15 protein-coding genes and 1 pseudogene are annotated in these 16173 nt (G+C 76.3%); 4 read left to right on the top strand and 12 right to left on the bottom strand.

Annotation, left to right across the window (positions count from 1 at the left end; translation table 11 throughout):
- Nucleotides 1-135 precede the first annotated feature (135 nt).
- Nucleotides 136-1431, top strand: coding sequence for a molybdopterin-dependent oxidoreductase (locus ACO1BR_RS17985; protein ID WP_426796074.1), 1296 nt, complete (start codon nt 136-138; stop codon nt 1429-1431).
- Nucleotides 1432-1442: 11 nt separating this feature from the next.
- Entirely contained in the window at nt 1443-2018 is a 576-nt protein-coding gene (locus ACO1BR_RS17990; RefSeq protein ID WP_426796167.1) for a hypothetical protein, read from the top strand.
- Here the strand turns inward: ACO1BR_RS17990 and ACO1BR_RS17995 are convergent.
- Genes ACO1BR_RS17995 through ACO1BR_RS18010 form a run of 4 tightly spaced genes read right to left on the bottom strand, consistent with a single transcriptional unit; the run spans nt 1943 to nt 5086 of the window.
- A complete protein-coding gene (locus ACO1BR_RS17995; protein ID WP_426796075.1) occupies nt 1943-2671 on the bottom strand; it encodes a class I SAM-dependent methyltransferase in 729 nt (242 codons plus the stop codon). The two genes, ACO1BR_RS17990 and ACO1BR_RS17995, sit on opposite strands and share 76 nt — an antisense overlap.
- Complete coding sequence (locus tag ACO1BR_RS18000; protein WP_426796076.1) at nt 2668-3330, bottom strand: TIGR04282 family arsenosugar biosynthesis glycosyltransferase; 663 nt, start codon at nt 3328-3330, stop codon at nt 2668-2670. Before ACO1BR_RS18000 ends, ACO1BR_RS17995 begins: the two co-directional genes overlap by 4 nt.
- Nucleotides 3327-4031, bottom strand: a complete 705-nt coding sequence (locus ACO1BR_RS18005) for a glycosyltransferase family 2 protein (RefSeq protein WP_426796077.1) — start codon at nt 4029-4031, stop codon at nt 3327-3329. Before ACO1BR_RS18005 ends, ACO1BR_RS18000 begins: the two co-directional genes overlap by 4 nt.
- The gene (locus ACO1BR_RS18010) at nt 4028-5086 is read right to left on the bottom strand and encodes an NAD-dependent epimerase/dehydratase family protein (RefSeq protein WP_426796078.1); all 1059 of its coding nucleotides are present in this window, start codon (nt 5084-5086) and stop codon (nt 4028-4030) included. Before ACO1BR_RS18010 ends, ACO1BR_RS18005 begins: the two co-directional genes overlap by 4 nt.
- 348 nt (nt 5087-5434) lie before the next feature.
- On the opposite strand from ACO1BR_RS18010, the gene ACO1BR_RS18015 reads away from it, so the two are divergent.
- Complete coding sequence (locus ACO1BR_RS18015; protein WP_426796168.1) at nt 5435-6457, top strand: PP2C family protein-serine/threonine phosphatase; 1023 nt, start codon at nt 5435-5437, stop codon at nt 6455-6457.
- A 25-nt stretch (nt 6458-6482) separates the two neighbouring features.
- Here the strand turns inward: ACO1BR_RS18015 and ACO1BR_RS18020 are convergent, their stop codons facing one another.
- The 7 genes and pseudogenes from ACO1BR_RS18020 to ACO1BR_RS18050 all read right to left on the bottom strand — a co-directional run.
- On the bottom strand, nt 6483-7694 hold the full coding sequence (locus ACO1BR_RS18020; RefSeq protein ID WP_426796079.1) for a 4-hydroxybenzoate 3-monooxygenase: 1212 nt from the start codon (nt 7692-7694) through the stop codon (nt 6483-6485).
- Complete coding sequence (locus ACO1BR_RS18025; protein WP_426796080.1) at nt 7694-8518, bottom strand: alpha/beta fold hydrolase; 825 nt, start codon at nt 8516-8518, stop codon at nt 7694-7696. The genes ACO1BR_RS18020 and ACO1BR_RS18025 overlap by 1 nt, the downstream gene beginning before the upstream one ends.
- Nucleotides 8515-9951 carry a 3-carboxy-cis,cis-muconate cycloisomerase gene (pcaB, locus tag ACO1BR_RS18030; RefSeq protein WP_426796169.1) on the bottom strand — a complete coding sequence of 479 codons (1437 nt, stop codon included), beginning with the start codon at nt 9949-9951 and terminating at the stop codon, nt 8515-8517. Before pcaB ends, ACO1BR_RS18025 begins: the two co-directional genes overlap by 4 nt.
- A gap of 58 nt (nt 9952-10009) precedes the next feature.
- The gene (gene pcaG, locus ACO1BR_RS18035; RefSeq protein ID WP_426796081.1) at nt 10010-10657 is read right to left on the bottom strand and encodes a protocatechuate 3,4-dioxygenase subunit alpha; all 648 of its coding nucleotides are present in this window, start codon (nt 10655-10657) and stop codon (nt 10010-10012) included.
- Nucleotides 10657-11490 carry a protocatechuate 3,4-dioxygenase subunit beta gene (gene pcaH / locus ACO1BR_RS18040; protein WP_426796082.1) on the bottom strand — a complete coding sequence of 278 codons (834 nt, stop codon included), beginning with the start codon at nt 11488-11490 and terminating at the stop codon, nt 10657-10659. Before pcaH ends, pcaG begins: the two co-directional genes overlap by 1 nt.
- A 93-nt stretch (nt 11491-11583) precedes the next feature.
- Nucleotides 11584-12366: a CoA-transferase subunit beta gene (locus tag ACO1BR_RS18045; RefSeq protein WP_426796170.1), complete on the bottom strand. Its 783-nt coding sequence runs from the start codon at nt 12364-12366 to the stop codon at nt 11584-11586.
- A 141-nt stretch (nt 12367-12507) separates the two neighbouring features.
- Nucleotides 12508-13308 (bottom strand): annotated as a pseudogene (locus ACO1BR_RS18050) (CoA transferase subunit A); the annotation flags it as partial.
- A gap of 176 nt (nt 13309-13484) precedes the next feature.
- On the opposite strand from ACO1BR_RS18050, the gene ACO1BR_RS18055 reads away from it, so the two are divergent.
- Nucleotides 13485-15164 carry an IclR family transcriptional regulator domain-containing protein gene (locus ACO1BR_RS18055; protein ID WP_426796083.1) on the top strand — a complete coding sequence of 560 codons (1680 nt, stop codon included), beginning with the start codon at nt 13485-13487 and terminating at the stop codon, nt 15162-15164.
- 7 nt (nt 15165-15171) lie between these two features.
- Here the strand turns inward: ACO1BR_RS18055 and ACO1BR_RS18060 are convergent, their stop codons facing one another.
- Nucleotides 15172-16161, bottom strand: coding sequence for a YihY/virulence factor BrkB family protein (locus tag ACO1BR_RS18060; RefSeq protein ID WP_426796084.1), 990 nt, complete (start codon nt 16159-16161; stop codon nt 15172-15174).
- Between the last annotated feature and the right edge of the window lie 12 nt (nt 16162-16173).

Raw genomic sequence — 16173 nt, forward strand, 5'->3', positions numbered from 1 at the left:
GGTAGGGCCGTTCGGCGGGAGCGGTGTCACCGATCCGTCAGATTTCGCCGGACGTCAGGGTTTCGTCATGCGTCGCGGCGGCTTCGGGGGGTGCGGACCGGCTTACCGTCGGACCGACTCACCTGGAGGACGCCCATGGGTGCCGACCGTTCCCGCCCCTTCTCTCGCCTTGCCCGGTTCTCTCGCTCCACTCCCCCGCCGCTCCCGACGTCCCCGTCGTTCTGGCGCAGTCCGCTGCGCGGCCCCCGGCTGACGGCGCTGCTCGGTGTGGTGCTGCTGGCCGGCATCACGCTGATGTTCGTGACCGGGCTGCTGTCGTACGCCGCGTACAACCCGGATCTGGCCGGCGGTGTCAACGACAAGACGCCGGACAAGGGGCTGCTGGGCTTCTATCTCTTCAGCTGGCCGACGGGGCCGCACTGGCTGTACCGGCTCACCCAGGGCGTGCACGTCACCCTCGGCGTGGTGCTGGTGCCGGTGCTGCTGGCGAAGCTGTGGTCGGTGATCCCGAAGCTGTTCACGATGCCGCCGGCCCGGTCGGTGGGCCATGCGCTGGAGCGGGTCTCGCTGCTGCTCCTGGTGGGCGGGGCGCTGTTCGAGTTCGTGACCGGGCTCCTCAACGTCCAGCTGGACTATGTGTTTCCGGGGTCGTTCTATCCGCTGCACTTCTACGGGGCGTGGGTGTTCATCGGGGCGTTCGCGGTCCATGTGGCGCTGCGGATGCCGCGGACCGTGCGGGCGCTGCGGGAGCGTACGGATCCTTCGGCGGCGGACGACGACACCGGGCTGGTGGCGCTCCGCCCGGCACCGCCGACGGTGTCGCGGCGCGGTGCGCTGGGGCTGGTGGGCGCCGGGTCGCTGCTGCTGTTCCTGACGACGGCCGGGCAGAGCCTGGGCGGCCGGTGGCGGCGTACCGCGCTGCTGGCGCCGCACGGTGGCGCCGATCCGGGGAGCGGCCCGAGCGGCTTCCAGATCAACAAGTCGGCGGCGGGGGTGGGCATCCGAGCCCGGGACATCGGCGACGGCTGGCGGCTGACGGTCGAGGGCGGCGGGCGGCAGGTGCGGTTGAGCCGGGACGAGCTGCTGCGGATGCCGCAGTACGAGGCGGCGCTGCCGATCGCCTGTGTGGAGGGCTGGTCGACGGAGGACCTGCGGTGGAGCGGGGTGCGGCTGCGGGATCTGGCCGCGCTGGTGGGAGGGGACGGGCCGCCGCCGGGGGTGCTGGTGGAGTCGCTTCAGTTGTCCGGCGCGTTCCGGCGGGCGGCGCTGCGGGACAACCAGGTGCGCGATCCGCGGTCGCTGCTGGCGCTGCGGGTGGGCGGGGCGGATCTGTCGCCGGACCACGGGTATCCGGCGCGGATCATCGTGCCGGCGGCGCCGGGGGTGCTGAACACCAAGTGGGTGTCGCGGCTGACGTTCGGGGAGGTCTGACGGTGCGGCGGATCGATGGTGCGGTGGAGCGGGTGCGGGCGGTTGCGGGGGTGTGGCGGCGCCGGGCGGGCCGCTGGTACGGCGAGGGGGCGCTGCAACTGCTGTTGCTGCTCGCCTCGTTCGCGCTGACCGGCTACGCGGGGGTGCGGCTGCTGTCCGATGCGCGGTGGCCGCTGGTGGTGGTGTGGTTCGCGGGGGCGGCGCTGCTGCACGATCTCGTGCTGGTGCCGCTGTACTCGGTGGCCGACCGGGCGGTGGCGCGGCTGACCGCGGGCGGTGCGCGGGACCGGGCGTGGACCGGGTTCGTCCGGGTCCCGGCGGCGCTGTCCGGGCTGCTGCTCCTGGTGTGGTGGCCGCTGATCTCCACCGCGCCCGGCAGCCCCGCCGCGGTGCACTACACGCTGACGACGGGGCTGCCGGCCGAGGTGTTCCTGGCCCGCTGGCTGCTGATCAGCGCGGGGCTGTTCGCGCTGGCCGCGCTGTGGCTGCTGGTCCGTACGCTGCGGACGGCTCAGCCGCGGCTGCGGGGGCGGGTCGCGCGGCTGCGGCGCAGGGCGACGAAGCAGCGTTCGACGCCGGGGAGTTGAGCCCCGCCGGGCACGGTCCACTGCCCGGCGGGGGCCCACAGCTCCGGTGCCGCGTGCCGCTGCAGGGCGCGGGTGCCGACCCGGGCCCAGGGGAAGGGCTCGTCGGTGTGCGCGGGGTGTGCGGTGTGGCCGCCGGCGACCTGGACCCGGACGCGTTCGTCGATGTCCGCGGGGCTGGTCTCGACGATCAGCAGGCCGTGCGGGGCGAGCAGTTCGGCGGTGCGGGTGAGCAGGGCGCGCACATCGCCGCCGATGCCGATGTTGCCGTCGAGGAGCAGCGCGGTGCCCCATCTCCCCTCGTCGGGCAGGGAGTCGAAGACGGAGCGGCGCAGTGCGGTGCCGCCGGCCGCGGTGGTGCGGGCGACGGCCGCGGCGCTGACGTCGATGCCGAGGGCCCGGTGCCCGCGGTCGGCGAGCGCGGCCACCAGGCGTCCGGGGCCGCAGCCGATGTCCAGGACGGAGCCTTCGCAGCGGCGCAGCGCGGAGAGGTCGGCGGTGTCCGCGCCGGCGCACCAGCGTTCCACCTCCAGCGGCAGCAGCCAGCCGTCGGCGCGGCGGAGGTAGAGCGGACCGCGGCCGGTGCGCAGCGCGTCGGCGTAGGGGCCGGCGCCCCAGTCGGGGCCGGTGTCGCGGGCAGCGGTGGGGGTGCTCATCGGCCGACTGCCGTGGTCAGCCGGGCGAGGGTGGCGGCGAACCGGCCGCCGGGCGCGGCGGCGGCGACCGCCGCCGCGTCGGCCGCGGTGTCGACGTCGCGCAGCACGGGCAGGTCGCGGACCCGGAGTCCGGCGGCGGTGAGCCGGGCGCGCTGGACGGCGCCGGTGGTGGCGGTGGACATCGGGACGCCGCGCAGCAGCCGGGGGTCGGGGGCGGCCAGTCCGAGCGCCCAGAACCCGCCGTCCGCGGCGGCGCCGAACCAGGCGTCGCAGTGCCGCCAGGCGTCGGGCGCGAGGGCGGGGGCGAGCAGCGCGGGGGTGACCTGGGGGGTGTCCATGCCTAGGAGCAGGGCCGGTCCGGTGGTGGCGGCGAAGGCCGCGGCCAGCCGTTCGTCGAGGCCGCCGGCGCATTGCGGGCGGACGTCGAAACCGGCCGGCAGCCAGCTGCCGGGGCGTCCGTCGAGGACGAGGACGCGGCGGCGGGCGGGCATGGCGCGGACGGCCCGGAGGGTGTCGCGGAGCGCCGCTTCGGCCAGTTCGGCGGCCTGGTCGGGGGTGTAGGGCGGGGTGAGGCGGGTCTTGACGCGGCCGGGGCGGGGTTCCTTGGCGATGACGAGGATCGTCGTCGGAGCCGGGGCGGGCGCGGGAGCGGCGGTCATCGGGGGCTCCCTGCCCCGGGCGCGGCCGGCGGCTGCCGCAGCACGGTGCGCATGTCGCGGACCGCGTGCCAGGTGCCGCGCCAGGTTCCGGTCACCTTGGAGCGGCCGGTGCGCGGCCGGTAGGGGACGTCGCGTTCGGTGACGCGCCAGCCGGCGTCGGCGGCCCGGACGACCATCTGGAGGGGGTAGCCGCTGCGGCGGTCGGTGAGGCCGAGGTCGAGCAGCGGGGTGCGCCGGGCGGCGCGCAGCGGGCCGAGGTCGTGCAGCCGCAGTCCGGTGCGGCGGTGCAGCATGCGGGCCAGCGCGAGGTTGCCGAACCGGGCGTGCGCGGGCCAGGCGCCGCGGCCTTCGGGGCGTCGCCGGCCCAGCACCAGGTCGCTGTCGCCGTCGTGTACGGCGCGCACGAACGGGACGAGCAGCCGGGGGTCGAGGGAGCCGTCGCAGTCGCAGAAGCAGACGATGTCGGCGTCGGCGGCCAGCAGTCCGGCGTGGCAGGCGGCGCCGAAGCCGCGGCGCGGTTCGCGTACGACGGTGGCGCCGAGGCGGCGGGCGAGCGCGGCCGAGCCGTCGGTGGAGCCGTTGTCGACGACGATGGCCCGCCAGCCGTCGGGGATGCGGGCCAGGACCCAGGGCAGCGCGGCGGCCTCGTCGAGACAGGGCAGTACGACATCGACGGGGGCGGGCGCGGGGTGCGCGGTCATCGCATCTCCTCACGGGCGAACTCGGCCATGCCGTCGGCGAATCCGGTCGCGGCGCGCCAGCCGAGGTCGGCGGCGATCCGCCCGGAGGAGGCGGTGATGTGCCGGACGTCGCCGAGCCGGTACTCCCCGGTGACCACCGGCGGCTTGCCACCGTGGGCGGTGGCCAGGGTGCGGGCCATCTCGCCGACGGTGTGCGGCTCCCCGCTGCCGGTGTTGTACGCGGTCAGGGTGCCCGCCGGCCGGTCCGGCAGGGCGGCCAGCGCCACCGCGTTGGCGGCGGCGACGTCCCGGACGTGGACGAAGTCGCGCCGCTGACCGCCGTCTTCGTAGACGGTGGGGGCCTCGCCGCGGGCCAGTGCCGAGCGGAAGAACGAGGCGACGCCGGCGTAGGGGGTGTCGCGCGGCATGCCGGGCCCGTAGACGTTGTGGTAGCGCAGGGCGACCGCCCGGCCGCCGGTGGCGCGGGCCCAGGAGGCGGCCAGGTGCTCCTGGGCGAGTTTGGTCGCGGCGTAGACGTTGCGCGGGTCGGTGGGCGCGTCCTCGTCGACGAGTCCGGGCCGCAGTTCCGCGCCGCAGCGCGGGCAGCACGGCTCGAAGCGGCCGGCGGCCAGTGCGGCCTCGGCGCGCGGTCCGGGGCGCACCGTCCCGTGGGCGAGGCAGTCGTAGCGGCCCTCCCCGTAGACGACCATCGAGCCGGCGAGCACCAGGCCGGGTACGCCGGCGGCGGCCATCGCGGCGAGCAGGACGGCGGTGCCGAGGTCGTTGCAGCCGACGTAGTCGGGGGCGTCCGCGAAGTCCTTGCCGAGGCCGACCATCGCGGCCTGGTGGCAGACCGCGTGCACTCCGCGCAGCGCTGCGTCGACGGCGGCGCGGTCGCGGACGTCGGCGACGATGCGGGGCACCGCGGCCCGGGTCGCGGGCGGTTTGCGGGGCGGCCCGGGGTGGGCGGTGGGCAGCAGTGCGTCGAACACGACGGGCTCGTGGCCGCCGGCCACCAGCGTTTCGACGATCTGCGATCCGATGAATCCGGCGCCGCCGGTGACCAGTACACGCATGCCGGTCACGGTAGGCGCGGCGGGGCCGTCGGGCCCGCTCCGCGGCGGCCGTGTCACCGGTCCGTAAGATCCGCCGGCCGGTCGGGGCCGGCGCCCGGCCGCTGCGATTCGGTAACGGCGGTACAGGCCCCGTGATCCGGTCCGGCAAATGTTGCATATGCTCAGGTCGGGGGCCCGGGGGTTGGTTTCGGACAGTCGAACGGACCGGCTGCCGGCTGCCCCGCGACCGATCGCCTCTCGCGTGCCGTCCCCACCGGTGTGTGAGCCGTCAGAACGCCGGAGTGGACCTTGGCCGTGGAGAAGGGGGAGCAGCGCACCGGCTCCCGTGCGCTGTCCGCGCTCCCGTACATGGTCATGGCCGCGGTCAGCGCCGTGGATCTCATCGCCGGGCCGGGCGTCGGCTTCCTGCCGCTGGTGTCGCTGGGGCCCGCGTTCGCGGGGCTGGTCGGCGGCTGGCGGCGGACCGCGCTGGTCGGGCTGACCGCGTCCGTGCTCTGCGTCGGACTGGGCGTGCACAGCGGGCTGTTCGAGAGCCGGCGCGGGCTGACCGCGCTGCTGTCGGTGGCCGGGGTGACCGCCGCCGGGGTGGTAGCCGCGGTCATGCGGCAGCGCCGGGAGGCGGAGCTGGCCAGCGTGCGGTCGATCGCCGAGGTCGCCCAGCGGGTGCTGCTGCGGCCGGTGCCGCGCGGTGCGGGCCCGCTGCGGATCGCGGTCTCGTACACCTCGGCGGTGGCCGAGGCCCGGATCGGCGGCGATCTGTACGAGGTGGTGACCTCGCCGGCCGGTGTGCGGATCATCGTCGGGGACGTCCAGGGCAAGGGCCTGGAGGCGGTGGAGTCCGCGGCGGTGGTGCTCGGCGCGTTCCGGGAGGCGGCGCACGACGAGCCGGATCTGCCGGCGGTCGGCGCCCGGGTCGAGCGCGCGCTGAACCGCCATCTGTCCGGTGAGCGCTTCGTCACCGCGGTCCTCGCGGAGATCGGCGACGGCCCGGACGCGACCCTGCTGAACTTCGGCCACCCCTCGCCCCTGGTGGTCCGCCCCGACGGCGAGGTCGGCTACGCGGCCCCGCCGGAACGCGCGCTGCCGCTCGGCCTGATGGACCACGGCCCGGACGCGCCGCTGCCGTACCGGGTCCCGTTCGCCCCCGGCGACCAGCTGCTCTTCTACACCGACGGGGTCAGCGAGGCCCGGGACGGCGCCGGCTGGTTCTACCCCCTCGTCGAGCGCGCCGCACTGCTGAAGGACCCCGACCCGGAGGCCGCGCTGCGGGCGGTCCGCGAGGATGTCGTCGACCACGCGGAGGGGCCGCTCCACGACGACGCGGCGATGCTCCTGGTGCGGTACCGCAGGGGCCACCTGGAGGCGCCGTAGCCACCGTCGTACCTGCCGCTCACGGTCAGGGCAGCGGCAGTCCCGTGTAGTTCTCGGCGAGTTCCGCGGCGGCGTGCCGGGAGCCGGCGATGCGGTCGAGCTGGGCGAGCTGGAGCCGGGTGTCGAACGGGCTCTGGCCGGGGCCGGTGTGCAGGGTCGTCGTCATGAAGTACGAGAAGTGCTCGGCGCGCCAGACGCGGCGCAGACAGGTGTCGGAGTAGGCGTCCAGGAGGTCCGTCGCGCCGGTGCCGTAGAACCGGGTGAGGGCGCGCGCCAGGACGGTGACGTCGGCGACGGCGAGGTTGAGGCCCTTGGCTCCGGTGGGCGGCACGATGTGCGCCGCGTCGCCCGCGAGCAGGACCCGGCCCCAGCGCATCGGTTCGGTGACCGAGCTGCGCATCGGCAGGACGGCCTTGGCGGTGAGCGGGCCGCGGGCCGGCTTCCAGGCGGTGTCGTCGACGGCGGCGCGGGCCTCCAGTTCGTCCCAGACGCGGGCGTCGGGCCAGTGGGCGGGGTCGGTGCCGTTGGGGACCTGGAGGTAGAGCCGGCTGACGGTCGGGGTGCGCATGCTGAACAGCGCGAAGCCGCGGGGCGAGTGGGCGTAGATCAGCTCGTCGGAGGACGGCGGGGCGTCGGCGAGCACGCCCAGCCAGGAGTACGGGTAGCCGCGCTCGTAGGTACGGCACTCGGTGTCCGGGATCGCCTGCCGGGCCACGCCGTGGAAGCCGTCGCAGCCGACGACGTAGTCGCAGCCGAGGGTGTGCTCGCGGCCGTCGTGGCGGTAGCGGATCTCCGGCCGTGCGGTGTCGGCGCCGGTGACGGCGAGCGCCCGCGCGCCGAACAGCAGTGGTGCGCCGTCGGCGAGTTGAAGCTCTATCAGGTCCTTGACGATCTCCGTCTGGGCGTAGACGGTCACCCGCCGTCCGCCGGTCAGCGCCGGGAAGTCGAGCCGGTGCGACCGCCGGTCGTAGCGCAGCTCGATGCCGTCGTGGGCCATCCCCTCGCGGTCCAGCCGCTCCCCCGCGCCGCAGCCGCGCAGTACGTCGACGGTGCCCTGTTCGAGGATGCCGGCGCGCTGCCGCGCCTCGACGTATCCGCGGTCGCGGCTCTCCAGGACGACGCAGCCGATCCGGGCCCGGTGCAGCAGCCGGGCGAGCAGCAGTCCGGCCGGGCCGCCGCCGATGATGCCGACCGCGGTGCGGGACGGCGGCGGGGTGGGCTGGTGGGTGCGGGGCATCAGTGGTCCGTTCCGGGGGCGGGGTGGGCGCAGCCGAGGTGGCCGAGGAGCGCTGTGAGGACCGCGGCCGGGCGCTCAGCGGTGGCGAGGTGGGCGGCGCCGGGGAGTTCGACGAGGGTGGCGGCGGAGATGCCGTCGGTGAGTTCGCGGGCGTGGGCGGGCGGGGTGGCCGGGTCGGCGCGGCCGGCGACGACGAGGGTGGGGGCGGTGATCCGGGGCAGGTCGGCGCGGAGGTCGTGGCGGGCGAGGGCGTCGCAGCAGGCGGCGTATCCGTCGGGTGACACGCCGCGGCGCAGCGTGTCGAGCAGGGCGGTGGCCTGGGGCGAGGCGGCGAAGGCGAGGGTGAACCAGCGTCCGGCGGCGGTCTCGGCGACCGGGCCGAGGCCCTTCGCCCGTACCAGTGCGGCCCGTTCGTACCAGCCGGCCGGCTCGCCGAACCGCGCGGAGGAGCAGATCAGCGCGAGCGAGGCGATCCGCTCGGGGTGGTGGACGGCGAGCCAGGCGCCCACCGCGCCGCCGAGCGAGACGCCCGCGTAGGCGAAGCGGTCGAGGCCCCGGGCGTCCGCGAGGTCGAGGACGAGGCGGGCCAGTTCGGCGACGGTGGTCGTACCGGCGGCGGCGAGGACGCCGGCGGGGGTGCCGCCGTGGCCGGGGAGGTCCCAAGGCAGCACGCGGAACCGACGTGCCAGGGCGGGGAGTTGAGGGTCCCAGAGGGCGAGGGTGGTGCCCAGGGAGGGGCCGAGGAGGAGAGGCGGGGCGCCTTCGGGGCCGTCGGCGGTGTGGTGCAGGGCGGTGCGGTGGCCGCCGGGCGGTACGGACGTCATACGGGCTCCTGCGGCGCATGGGGGAAGGGCTGGGGGGCGCGCCGGAGGGCGCGGTCGACGAGCGCGCCCGCGGATCCCAAGTACCCGCTGGGATCAATGAGTTCGCGCAGGCGGGGCCCGGTGAGGGCGGCGGCGCCGGCCGGGATCGCCGGGTCCGTGGCCAGGGCCGCGCGCAGCGCGTCGTCCAGCGGGACGCCCTCGTCCGCCGCGCGGCGGGCCGCCGCGTCCAGGGTGCGGCGGGCCGCGGCGCGGCCGGTCAGGGCGGCGAGGGCGGCGACGAGGCGTTCGGAGACGACCAGCCCGCCGGTCGCGTCGAGGTTCTCCCGCATCCGGGACGGGCGGACCCGCAGTCCCGCGGTCAGGTCGGCCGCGTCCCGGGCCGCACCGCCCACCAGGCGCAGCGCCTCGCGCAGCGGCTGCCACTCGGCGTGCCAGGCGCCGGCCGGCCGCTCGTCCTCGGCGGCCAGCGACCCGTACAGCACCGCGGCGAGCGCCGGCACCTGCCGGGCGGCGCCCGCGATCAGCGTGGCGCGCACCGGGTTGGCCTTGTGCGGCATCGCGGAGGAACCGCCACCACTGCCCTCGGCCAGCTCGCCGGTCTCCGTACGGGAGAGGACCAGGACGTCGGCCGCCAGCTTGCCGAGCGCACCCGCGGCGCAGGCGAGCGCGCCGGCGACGTCGGCGACGGGGGTGCGCAGGGTGTGCCAGGGCAGGGCGGGTGCGGCGAGCCCGGTCTCGGCGGCGTAGCGGGCGAGGAGCCGGACGCCGAGGTCGTCGGCGCTCGGCGCGCCGCCCGCTGGGGCGTAGGCGTGGAAGGCGGCCAACGTCCCTGCGGCGCCGCCCAGTTGGGCGGGCAGCGCGGCGCGTACCGCGGCGAGCCGGTCCCGGGCGTCGAGGACCAGGCTGCGCCAGCCCGCCGCCTTGAGGCCGAAGGTGGTCGGCACCGCGTGCTGGGTGAGGGTGCGGCCGGCCATCGGCGTGTCGCGGTGGGCGGCGGCGGTGCGGTGCAGCGTGTCGGCGGTGCGGTCGAGGTCGGCCAGCACGGTGTCCAGGGCGCAGGCGCAGACCAGCATCGTGGCGGTGTCCAGGATGTCCTGGCTGGTGGCGCCGCGGTGGACGTGGCCGGCGGCTTCCGGGTCGCGGGCGGCGACGGCGGCGGTCAGGTCCGCGACGAGCGGCACCACCGGGTTGCCGGCGGCGCGGGCGCGCCCGGCGAGCGCCCGCGGGTCGTGGCGGTGGCGCTCGGCGGCGACCGCGGTGACGGTCGCCGCCGCGGTCGCCGGAGCGAGCCCGAGGGCCGCCTGGGCGCGGGTCAGCGCGGCCTCGGCGTCGAGCAGGGCGCGCAGGTAGGCGGCGTCGCCGGTGGCCTCCGCGACGGCGGAGCCGGCCCAGGAGGGGGCGAGCAGGCCGTGATCCGCCGCACCGGGGGAAATTGATGCACCGTCAGGACTGGTGGCCCCCGGGCACGGCCCGCCCACCGCCTCGGGCGCCTCATCGGAAGGCAAGGAACACCGTCTCCTCGTACGTGCCGTCCGCCGGCTGCTGCAGCTGGATGTCGAACCGGTAGCGGTACGGGACTGTGCCGTCGGGGCGGGCGAGGAGGGTGCGCGCCCGCTCCCGGGGCAGCCCGGACAGCAGGGGGTCGGCGGCGTGCGCCGCGGTGTGCTCGGGGAAGTAGACGCGGGTGAACAGGTGGTGCAGCAGCCCGCGGGCGAAGACGCAGACGGCCAGGTAGGGCGCGGCGTCCGGGCGCCCGGCGGGGGCGGTGGCGGGCAGGGTGCGCAGCGCATAGCGCCCGTCGGCGTCGGTGGGGACGCGGCCGAAGCCGGTGAAGTCCACGCCGTTGCGGCCGACGGCCGCGCCGGTGGCCGGGTCCCGGCGCAGCGAGCCGGGGGCGCCGGTCAGGCTGCCGTCGGGGCCGGCCTGCCAGAACTCCAGCAGCGCGTCCGGCACCGGCGCACCGTCCCCGTCGCGCACCAGGCCGTGCAGGGTGACCGTGTCGGGGTGGCCGCTGGGCGCGATCCGCTCACCGTCGGGGAAAGGGAGGGCGTGGCCGTAGAAGGGGCCGATGGTCTGGGAGGGGGTCGGGGCCAGCGGCGTGGCGGGCGGCTCCTCGGGGCCTTCGGGGCGGGTGGGCATCAGCGGCCTTCCTCGGTCCAGGTGGCGGACGGGCCGTCCAGGACGACGTCAAAGCGGTAGCCCAGGGAGTGTTCGGGGCGGGAGAGTTGGTGGTCGTAGACGGCCACCAGGCGGGCGCGGGCGGCGGCGTCGGCGACCGAGGCCAGGATCGGGTCGTACGGGAGGAGCGGATCGCCCGGGAAGTACATCTGGGTGACCAGCCGCTGGGTGAAGGCCGTGCCGAAGAACGAGAAGTGGATGTGCGCGGGGCGCCAGGCATTGTCGTGGTTGCGCCACGGATAGGCGGCGGGCTTCACGGTGGTGAAGGTGTACCGCCCGTCGTCGTCGGTCAGGCAGCGGCCAACTCCGGTGAAGTTCGGGTCGAGCGGGGCCGCGTGCTGGTCACGCTGATGGGAGTACCGGCCGGAGGCGTTGGCCTGCCAGATCTCGACGAGTTGGCCGCGCACGGGGCGGCCGGTGCGGTCCAGGACGCGGCCGGTGACGGTGATGCGTTCGCCCAGCGGCTCTCCGGTGTGCTGCCGGGTGAGGTCGGCGTCGAGTGCGGTGACGTCCGTGACTCCGAAGGCGGGGCCGCTCAGCTCCACGGCTTCCGGGTCGGCCAGGGCGTCGATCGCGACCAGCGGCTGCCGGGGGTGGCGGGGGGTGCTGCTGCGGTAGGGCGGATAGTCCCGGGCGGGGTGCCCGGGGGCCGGGCCGCCGGCTGCGCGGTCCGCGTCGGCAGCGTCGGCAGCGGTCCGCAGGACGGCGATCTCACGGCTGATGTCGGCCTGGGTGGCGGGTGGTGGGGCGGTCGGGGAGACGGGGGCGGCGCCGGGCGGGGCGGGGTGCTTCATGGGTGCCTTCTCCGTGCGGGGGTGCCTCTCCATGCGGGGGTGCCTCTCCATGCGGGGGTGCGGATCGGGATACGGGCGGCGGCTACCTCTGGCTCATCGGGCGTCCTTCCCGGAGCGCGGGGCGGTGGCGGCGGCCGGGGGCCCGCCCGGCCCGGACGCCGCCTTCAGGGCGCGCAGGGCGGCGAGTTCGGCGGCGGTGGGCGGGTCGGTCACGCCGAGGTCGGGGGCTTCCCTGAGGGGCCAGCCGGTGGCCGCCCGGACCTGATCCACCGTCACCCCCGGGTGCAGCGCGGTGAGGACGAGTTCCGCGGTGTCCGGGTCGGGGCGCAGCACACCGAGGTCGGTGATCAACGCGGTCGGCCCGGCGCCGGGCAGGCCGAGCGCCGCGCGGTCCCCGGGGCCGCTGCCGTGCCCGAGGGTGGTGACGAAGTCCAGCGCGCCGACGAGGTTCCGGCGGCGGTGCCGCACGACCAGCAGCACCTGCCCGCAGTTGGCGGCGATCTCGGGGGCGCCGCCGGCCCCCGGGAGCCGGCCCTCGGGCCGGTCCGGGCCGCGGTCGACGACGGTGGTGTTGACGTTGCCGAACCGGTCGACCTGCGCGGCGCCGAGGAAGCCGACGTCGATCCGGCCGCCCTGGAGCCAGTAGTTGAACATCTCCGGCACGGACACCACCGCGTCCGCGGTGTCGGCCAGTTCGCCGTCCCCGATGGACAGCGGCAGCCGCTCCGGCCGGGACCCGATGGTGCCGGACTCGTAGACCAGCACCAGATCCGGATTGACGGTCCTGCGGGCGAGGTTGGCGGCCGTACTGGGCAGCCCGATCCCGACGAAGCAGGTGCCGGCCCCGGCGAGTGCCCGCGCGGCGTTGACCTCCATCAGCTCGTCGGGCGTCCAGGCGGGACCGGGCGCCGCGGCCGGATGGGGGGCCGCGGCGACCCGCGGTGTCCCCCGCGCCGCCCGCCCGCGCCCGGACGCCCCGGCTCCCACGGCCGCTCCGCTGCCGGCGTCCCGGCCGACTCCCCGCACGCACTCCTCCAGCCATCGGCCGAACGCCTCCCGGTCCCGCGCGACGGCGTCCCAGTCGCGGTAGAAGGCGTTGTCGCGGACCGAGTACCCGGCCGCGTACGAGGGGTGGGCGCCCCCGGGGACGACCGCTACCGCGTCGATGACCCAGGTGGGCAGCACGACCCCGCCGGGACGCGGCTCCAGGGTGTCGGCGATTTCCTCGACGGTCACCAGGACGCGCCGGGCGGCCAGCACCGCTTCCTTCTGCACGCCGGTCAGCCCCCACAGCTGGACGTTGCCCGCCGGGTCGGCCCGCTGGGCGTGGATGACCGTGACGTCCGGGTTGAGGGCGGCGACGGCGGCCAGCCGCTCGCCGGTGAACGGGCAGGTGACGGTGGCGACGGTGGATGTGCGGCCCGGGATGTCGCTGCCCCGGTAGCCCCGCAGCACCGCGAAGGGGAGCCGCGCGGCGCCCGCCGCATAGCGGTTGGCCATCCCGGCGTGGCTGTGCTCGTCCAGTTCCAGCGGAGCGGGCCAGCCGTTCTCGACGGCGTCCCGGAAGCGGTGCAGCGAGCCGACGCCGGGGTTGCCGCCCCAGGAGAAGACCAGTTTGCTGGCCGCGCCGGCGCCGATCAGCTGGTCGTAGACGATGTCCGGGGTCATCCGGGCGAGCGTGAGGCCGGTGATGCCCTGGCGGATGATCTCGTGCGCCGCGGCGAACGGGATGAGGTGGGTGAACCCCTCCAGCGCCACCGTGTCGCCGTCGTGGATCAGTTCCGCGACGGCGTCGCGCAGGGAACGGATGTCTGCCATGTCCTCGCCCTCGGGTCGTCCGTCCTGCCGGGCCCTGCCCGGGAGTTCGCCCAGTGAACTAAAGTTCATCCAGCAGCCGTCCCGAGTCTGACCCCCGCCCCCGGCCGTGTCAACGGTGCCCGCCGGCCCGCCCGGTACGGTTCCGACGAGATCGCCGCACCGTGGAGAGCGAGTCCATGTCCCACCCCGCCGCCACCGCCCCCTCAGCGCCGCCGCCGGAAGCGGTGGGTCCGCTGGTGCGCAGCCTGGCCGTGCTGCGCGAGCTGACGGCCGGCGGCGGGCGGGCGACGGCCGGCGACCTGGTGCGGGTCACCGGTCTGGCCCGCTCCACCGTGGACCGCGTGCTGAGCACCCTCGCCCGGATCGGATACGTACGCGTCGAGGGCCGCGACGCCGTGCTGGCGCCCCGGCTGCTGGAGCTGGGCAACGCCTACCTCGCCGCCACCGAACTCCCCGACCTGCTCGGTCCGTTGGCCGACCGGCTCGCCGACGCGCTCGACGAATCGGTCTCGCTGGCCGTACCGGACGGCGACGGGGTGCGCTTCGTCCATCAGGCGACCCGCCACCGCGCCATGTCCCTGGCCTTCCGCATCGGCGATCTGCTGCCCGCCGAACGCGTCGCGCCCGGCGCGCTGTTCGCGGACGCCTGGGACGCCGGCGACTGGCGGCGCTGGCGGGCGCGCCGGGCCGCCGACCCCACGGACGCGGGCTTCCCCGCCGTGCCGCCCCGGCGGCCCGGCAGCTCCACCGCCGCCGCGTTCGCGGCGCGGGTGGCCACTGCCCGCGCCGCCGGCTGGTCGCTGGACGACCAGCTCATCGAACCCGGCCTGGTCGCGGTGGCGCTGCCGGTCCGCGACCCCTCCGGGCGGCCGGTCTGCGCGCTGAGCGTGGTCAGCCACACCAGCCGCCGCACCGCCGCCGAGCTGCCGGCCGCCGTCCTGCCGCGCCTGCGCGCCACGGTCGCCGCCATGGAGCGCACGCTGGCGGCCCCCCGTACGCCCACGGCCCCCGCACCGCCGCCGCCCGCCCCCTGGATGCGCGTCTCCAAGCAGGAACTGGGCCCGGAATTCGTCGAGTCCCTCGCCCGCGGCCTGGCCACCCTCACCGCGTTCGGCGCCGGCCGCGGCGCCCTCCCCCTCACCGCCGTCGCCGAGGCCACCGGGCTGCCCCGGGCGACCGCCCGCCGCGCCCTGATCACGCTCGAACACCTCGGCTACCTCGCGAGCGACGGCAGGCTCTTCCGCCCCACCCCGAAGGTGCTGGACCTGGGCTTCGCCCCGCTCTCCGCGCTCACCCTGCCGGCCATCGCCCAACCCCACCTGGCCACCCTGGTGGAGCGCGTCCACGACTCCGCGTCGATGGCGATCCTGGTCAGCGGCGACGCCGTCCCGGACACCGTCCAGTACGTGGCCCGGGTCCCCACCGTCCGCATCATGAGCGTCAACATCACCGTGGGGACCCGCTTCCCCGCCTACGCCACCTCCATGGGCCGGGTGCTGCTCGCCGACCTGCCGCCCGCCGAGCGGGCCGCCCGGCTCGCCCGCACGCACCTCGCGCCGCTCACCCGGCACACGGTCACCGACCGGGCCCGCCTGCTGGCCGTCCTCGACGGGGTCCGCGCCGACGGCCACGCCCTGGTCGACGAGGAGCTGGAGGACGGCCTGCGCTCCCTCGCGGTCCCGGTCCGGGACCGCACCGGCCGCGCCGTCGCCGCGGTCAACGTCTCCACCCACGCCGGCCGCGGCACCCCGGACGGGACCCGCGAGGCCGTCCTCCCCGCCCTGCGCGCATGCGCCGCGGCCATCGAGGCCGACCTCCGCGTCGCGGGGCGCTATGCGCGGATCCCGGCGATGTGAGGCCGCGTCAGGTGCCGGCCGGTCCGCCCTCCGGGCCCGCCCCCTTCCGCGCCCGGGCGTTCTGCGCGCGGGCCGCCGCCGTGCCGGCCGACGGCCACACCCGGTCCAGGGCGGCGTTCATCGCGGCCCCGACCAGGACCGCGAAGGCGGACACCCCGATCCACAGGAGCACCGCGACCGGCGCCGCCAACGAGCCGTAGATGGTGGGCCCTTCGACCGCCGCGGTCAGGTAGAGGCGCAGCAGGAAGCTGCCCAGCAGCCACATCGCGAGGGCGACGACGGCGCCGGGGATGTCCTCCCGCCAGGGCGAACGGACCGGTACGGAGACGTGGTAGAGGGTGGTGAGGAAGGCGATGGAGAGGATCAGCACGACCGGCCAGTACAGGGCGCGGATGATGTCCTCGCCGTCCGGGAGCCAGCCGGCGACGGCGTCCGGGCCGGCGACCATCAGGGGCAGCGCGACCATACCGGCCGCCAGCGCGGCCAGGTAGAGGACGAAGGACAGCAGCCGGGTGCGGACGATGCCGCGGCGGCCGTCGAGGCCGTACATGATCGTGATGGTGTCGACGAAGACGTTGACCGCGCGGGAGCCGGACCACAGGGCGATGGCGAAGCCGAGGGAGATGACGTCGGGGCGGCGGCCGGTGAACACGTCGTTCAGCAGCGGGCGGGCGATCTCGTCGACGCCCCGGCTGGAGAGGACGGTGCCGGAGGCGTGCAGGATGTGCGCCCGGACGCCGTCGATGGTGGCGTGGCCGATCCAGGGCTCCGTGTAGCCGAGGACGCCGACGAGTCCGAGGATCAGCGGCGGCAGCGAGAGCAGGCACCAGAACGCGGCCTCGGCGGCGAGCCCGGTGACCCGGTACTCCATGCAGCTGGCGACGATGTCCTTGAGGAGCAGCCAGGCCAGCCGGCGCTTGGAGACGTTGCGGTAGAGGGCCCTGGCCCGGGTGAGACGGCCCGCGGGCCGCTCGGGTGGTTCGTTCGCCGGCTGCACGTCCTTACCGTA

The organism is Streptomyces sp. YGL11-2 (assembly GCF_050054615.1).
Lineage (GTDB): Bacteria > Actinomycetota > Actinomycetes > Streptomycetales > Streptomycetaceae > Streptomyces.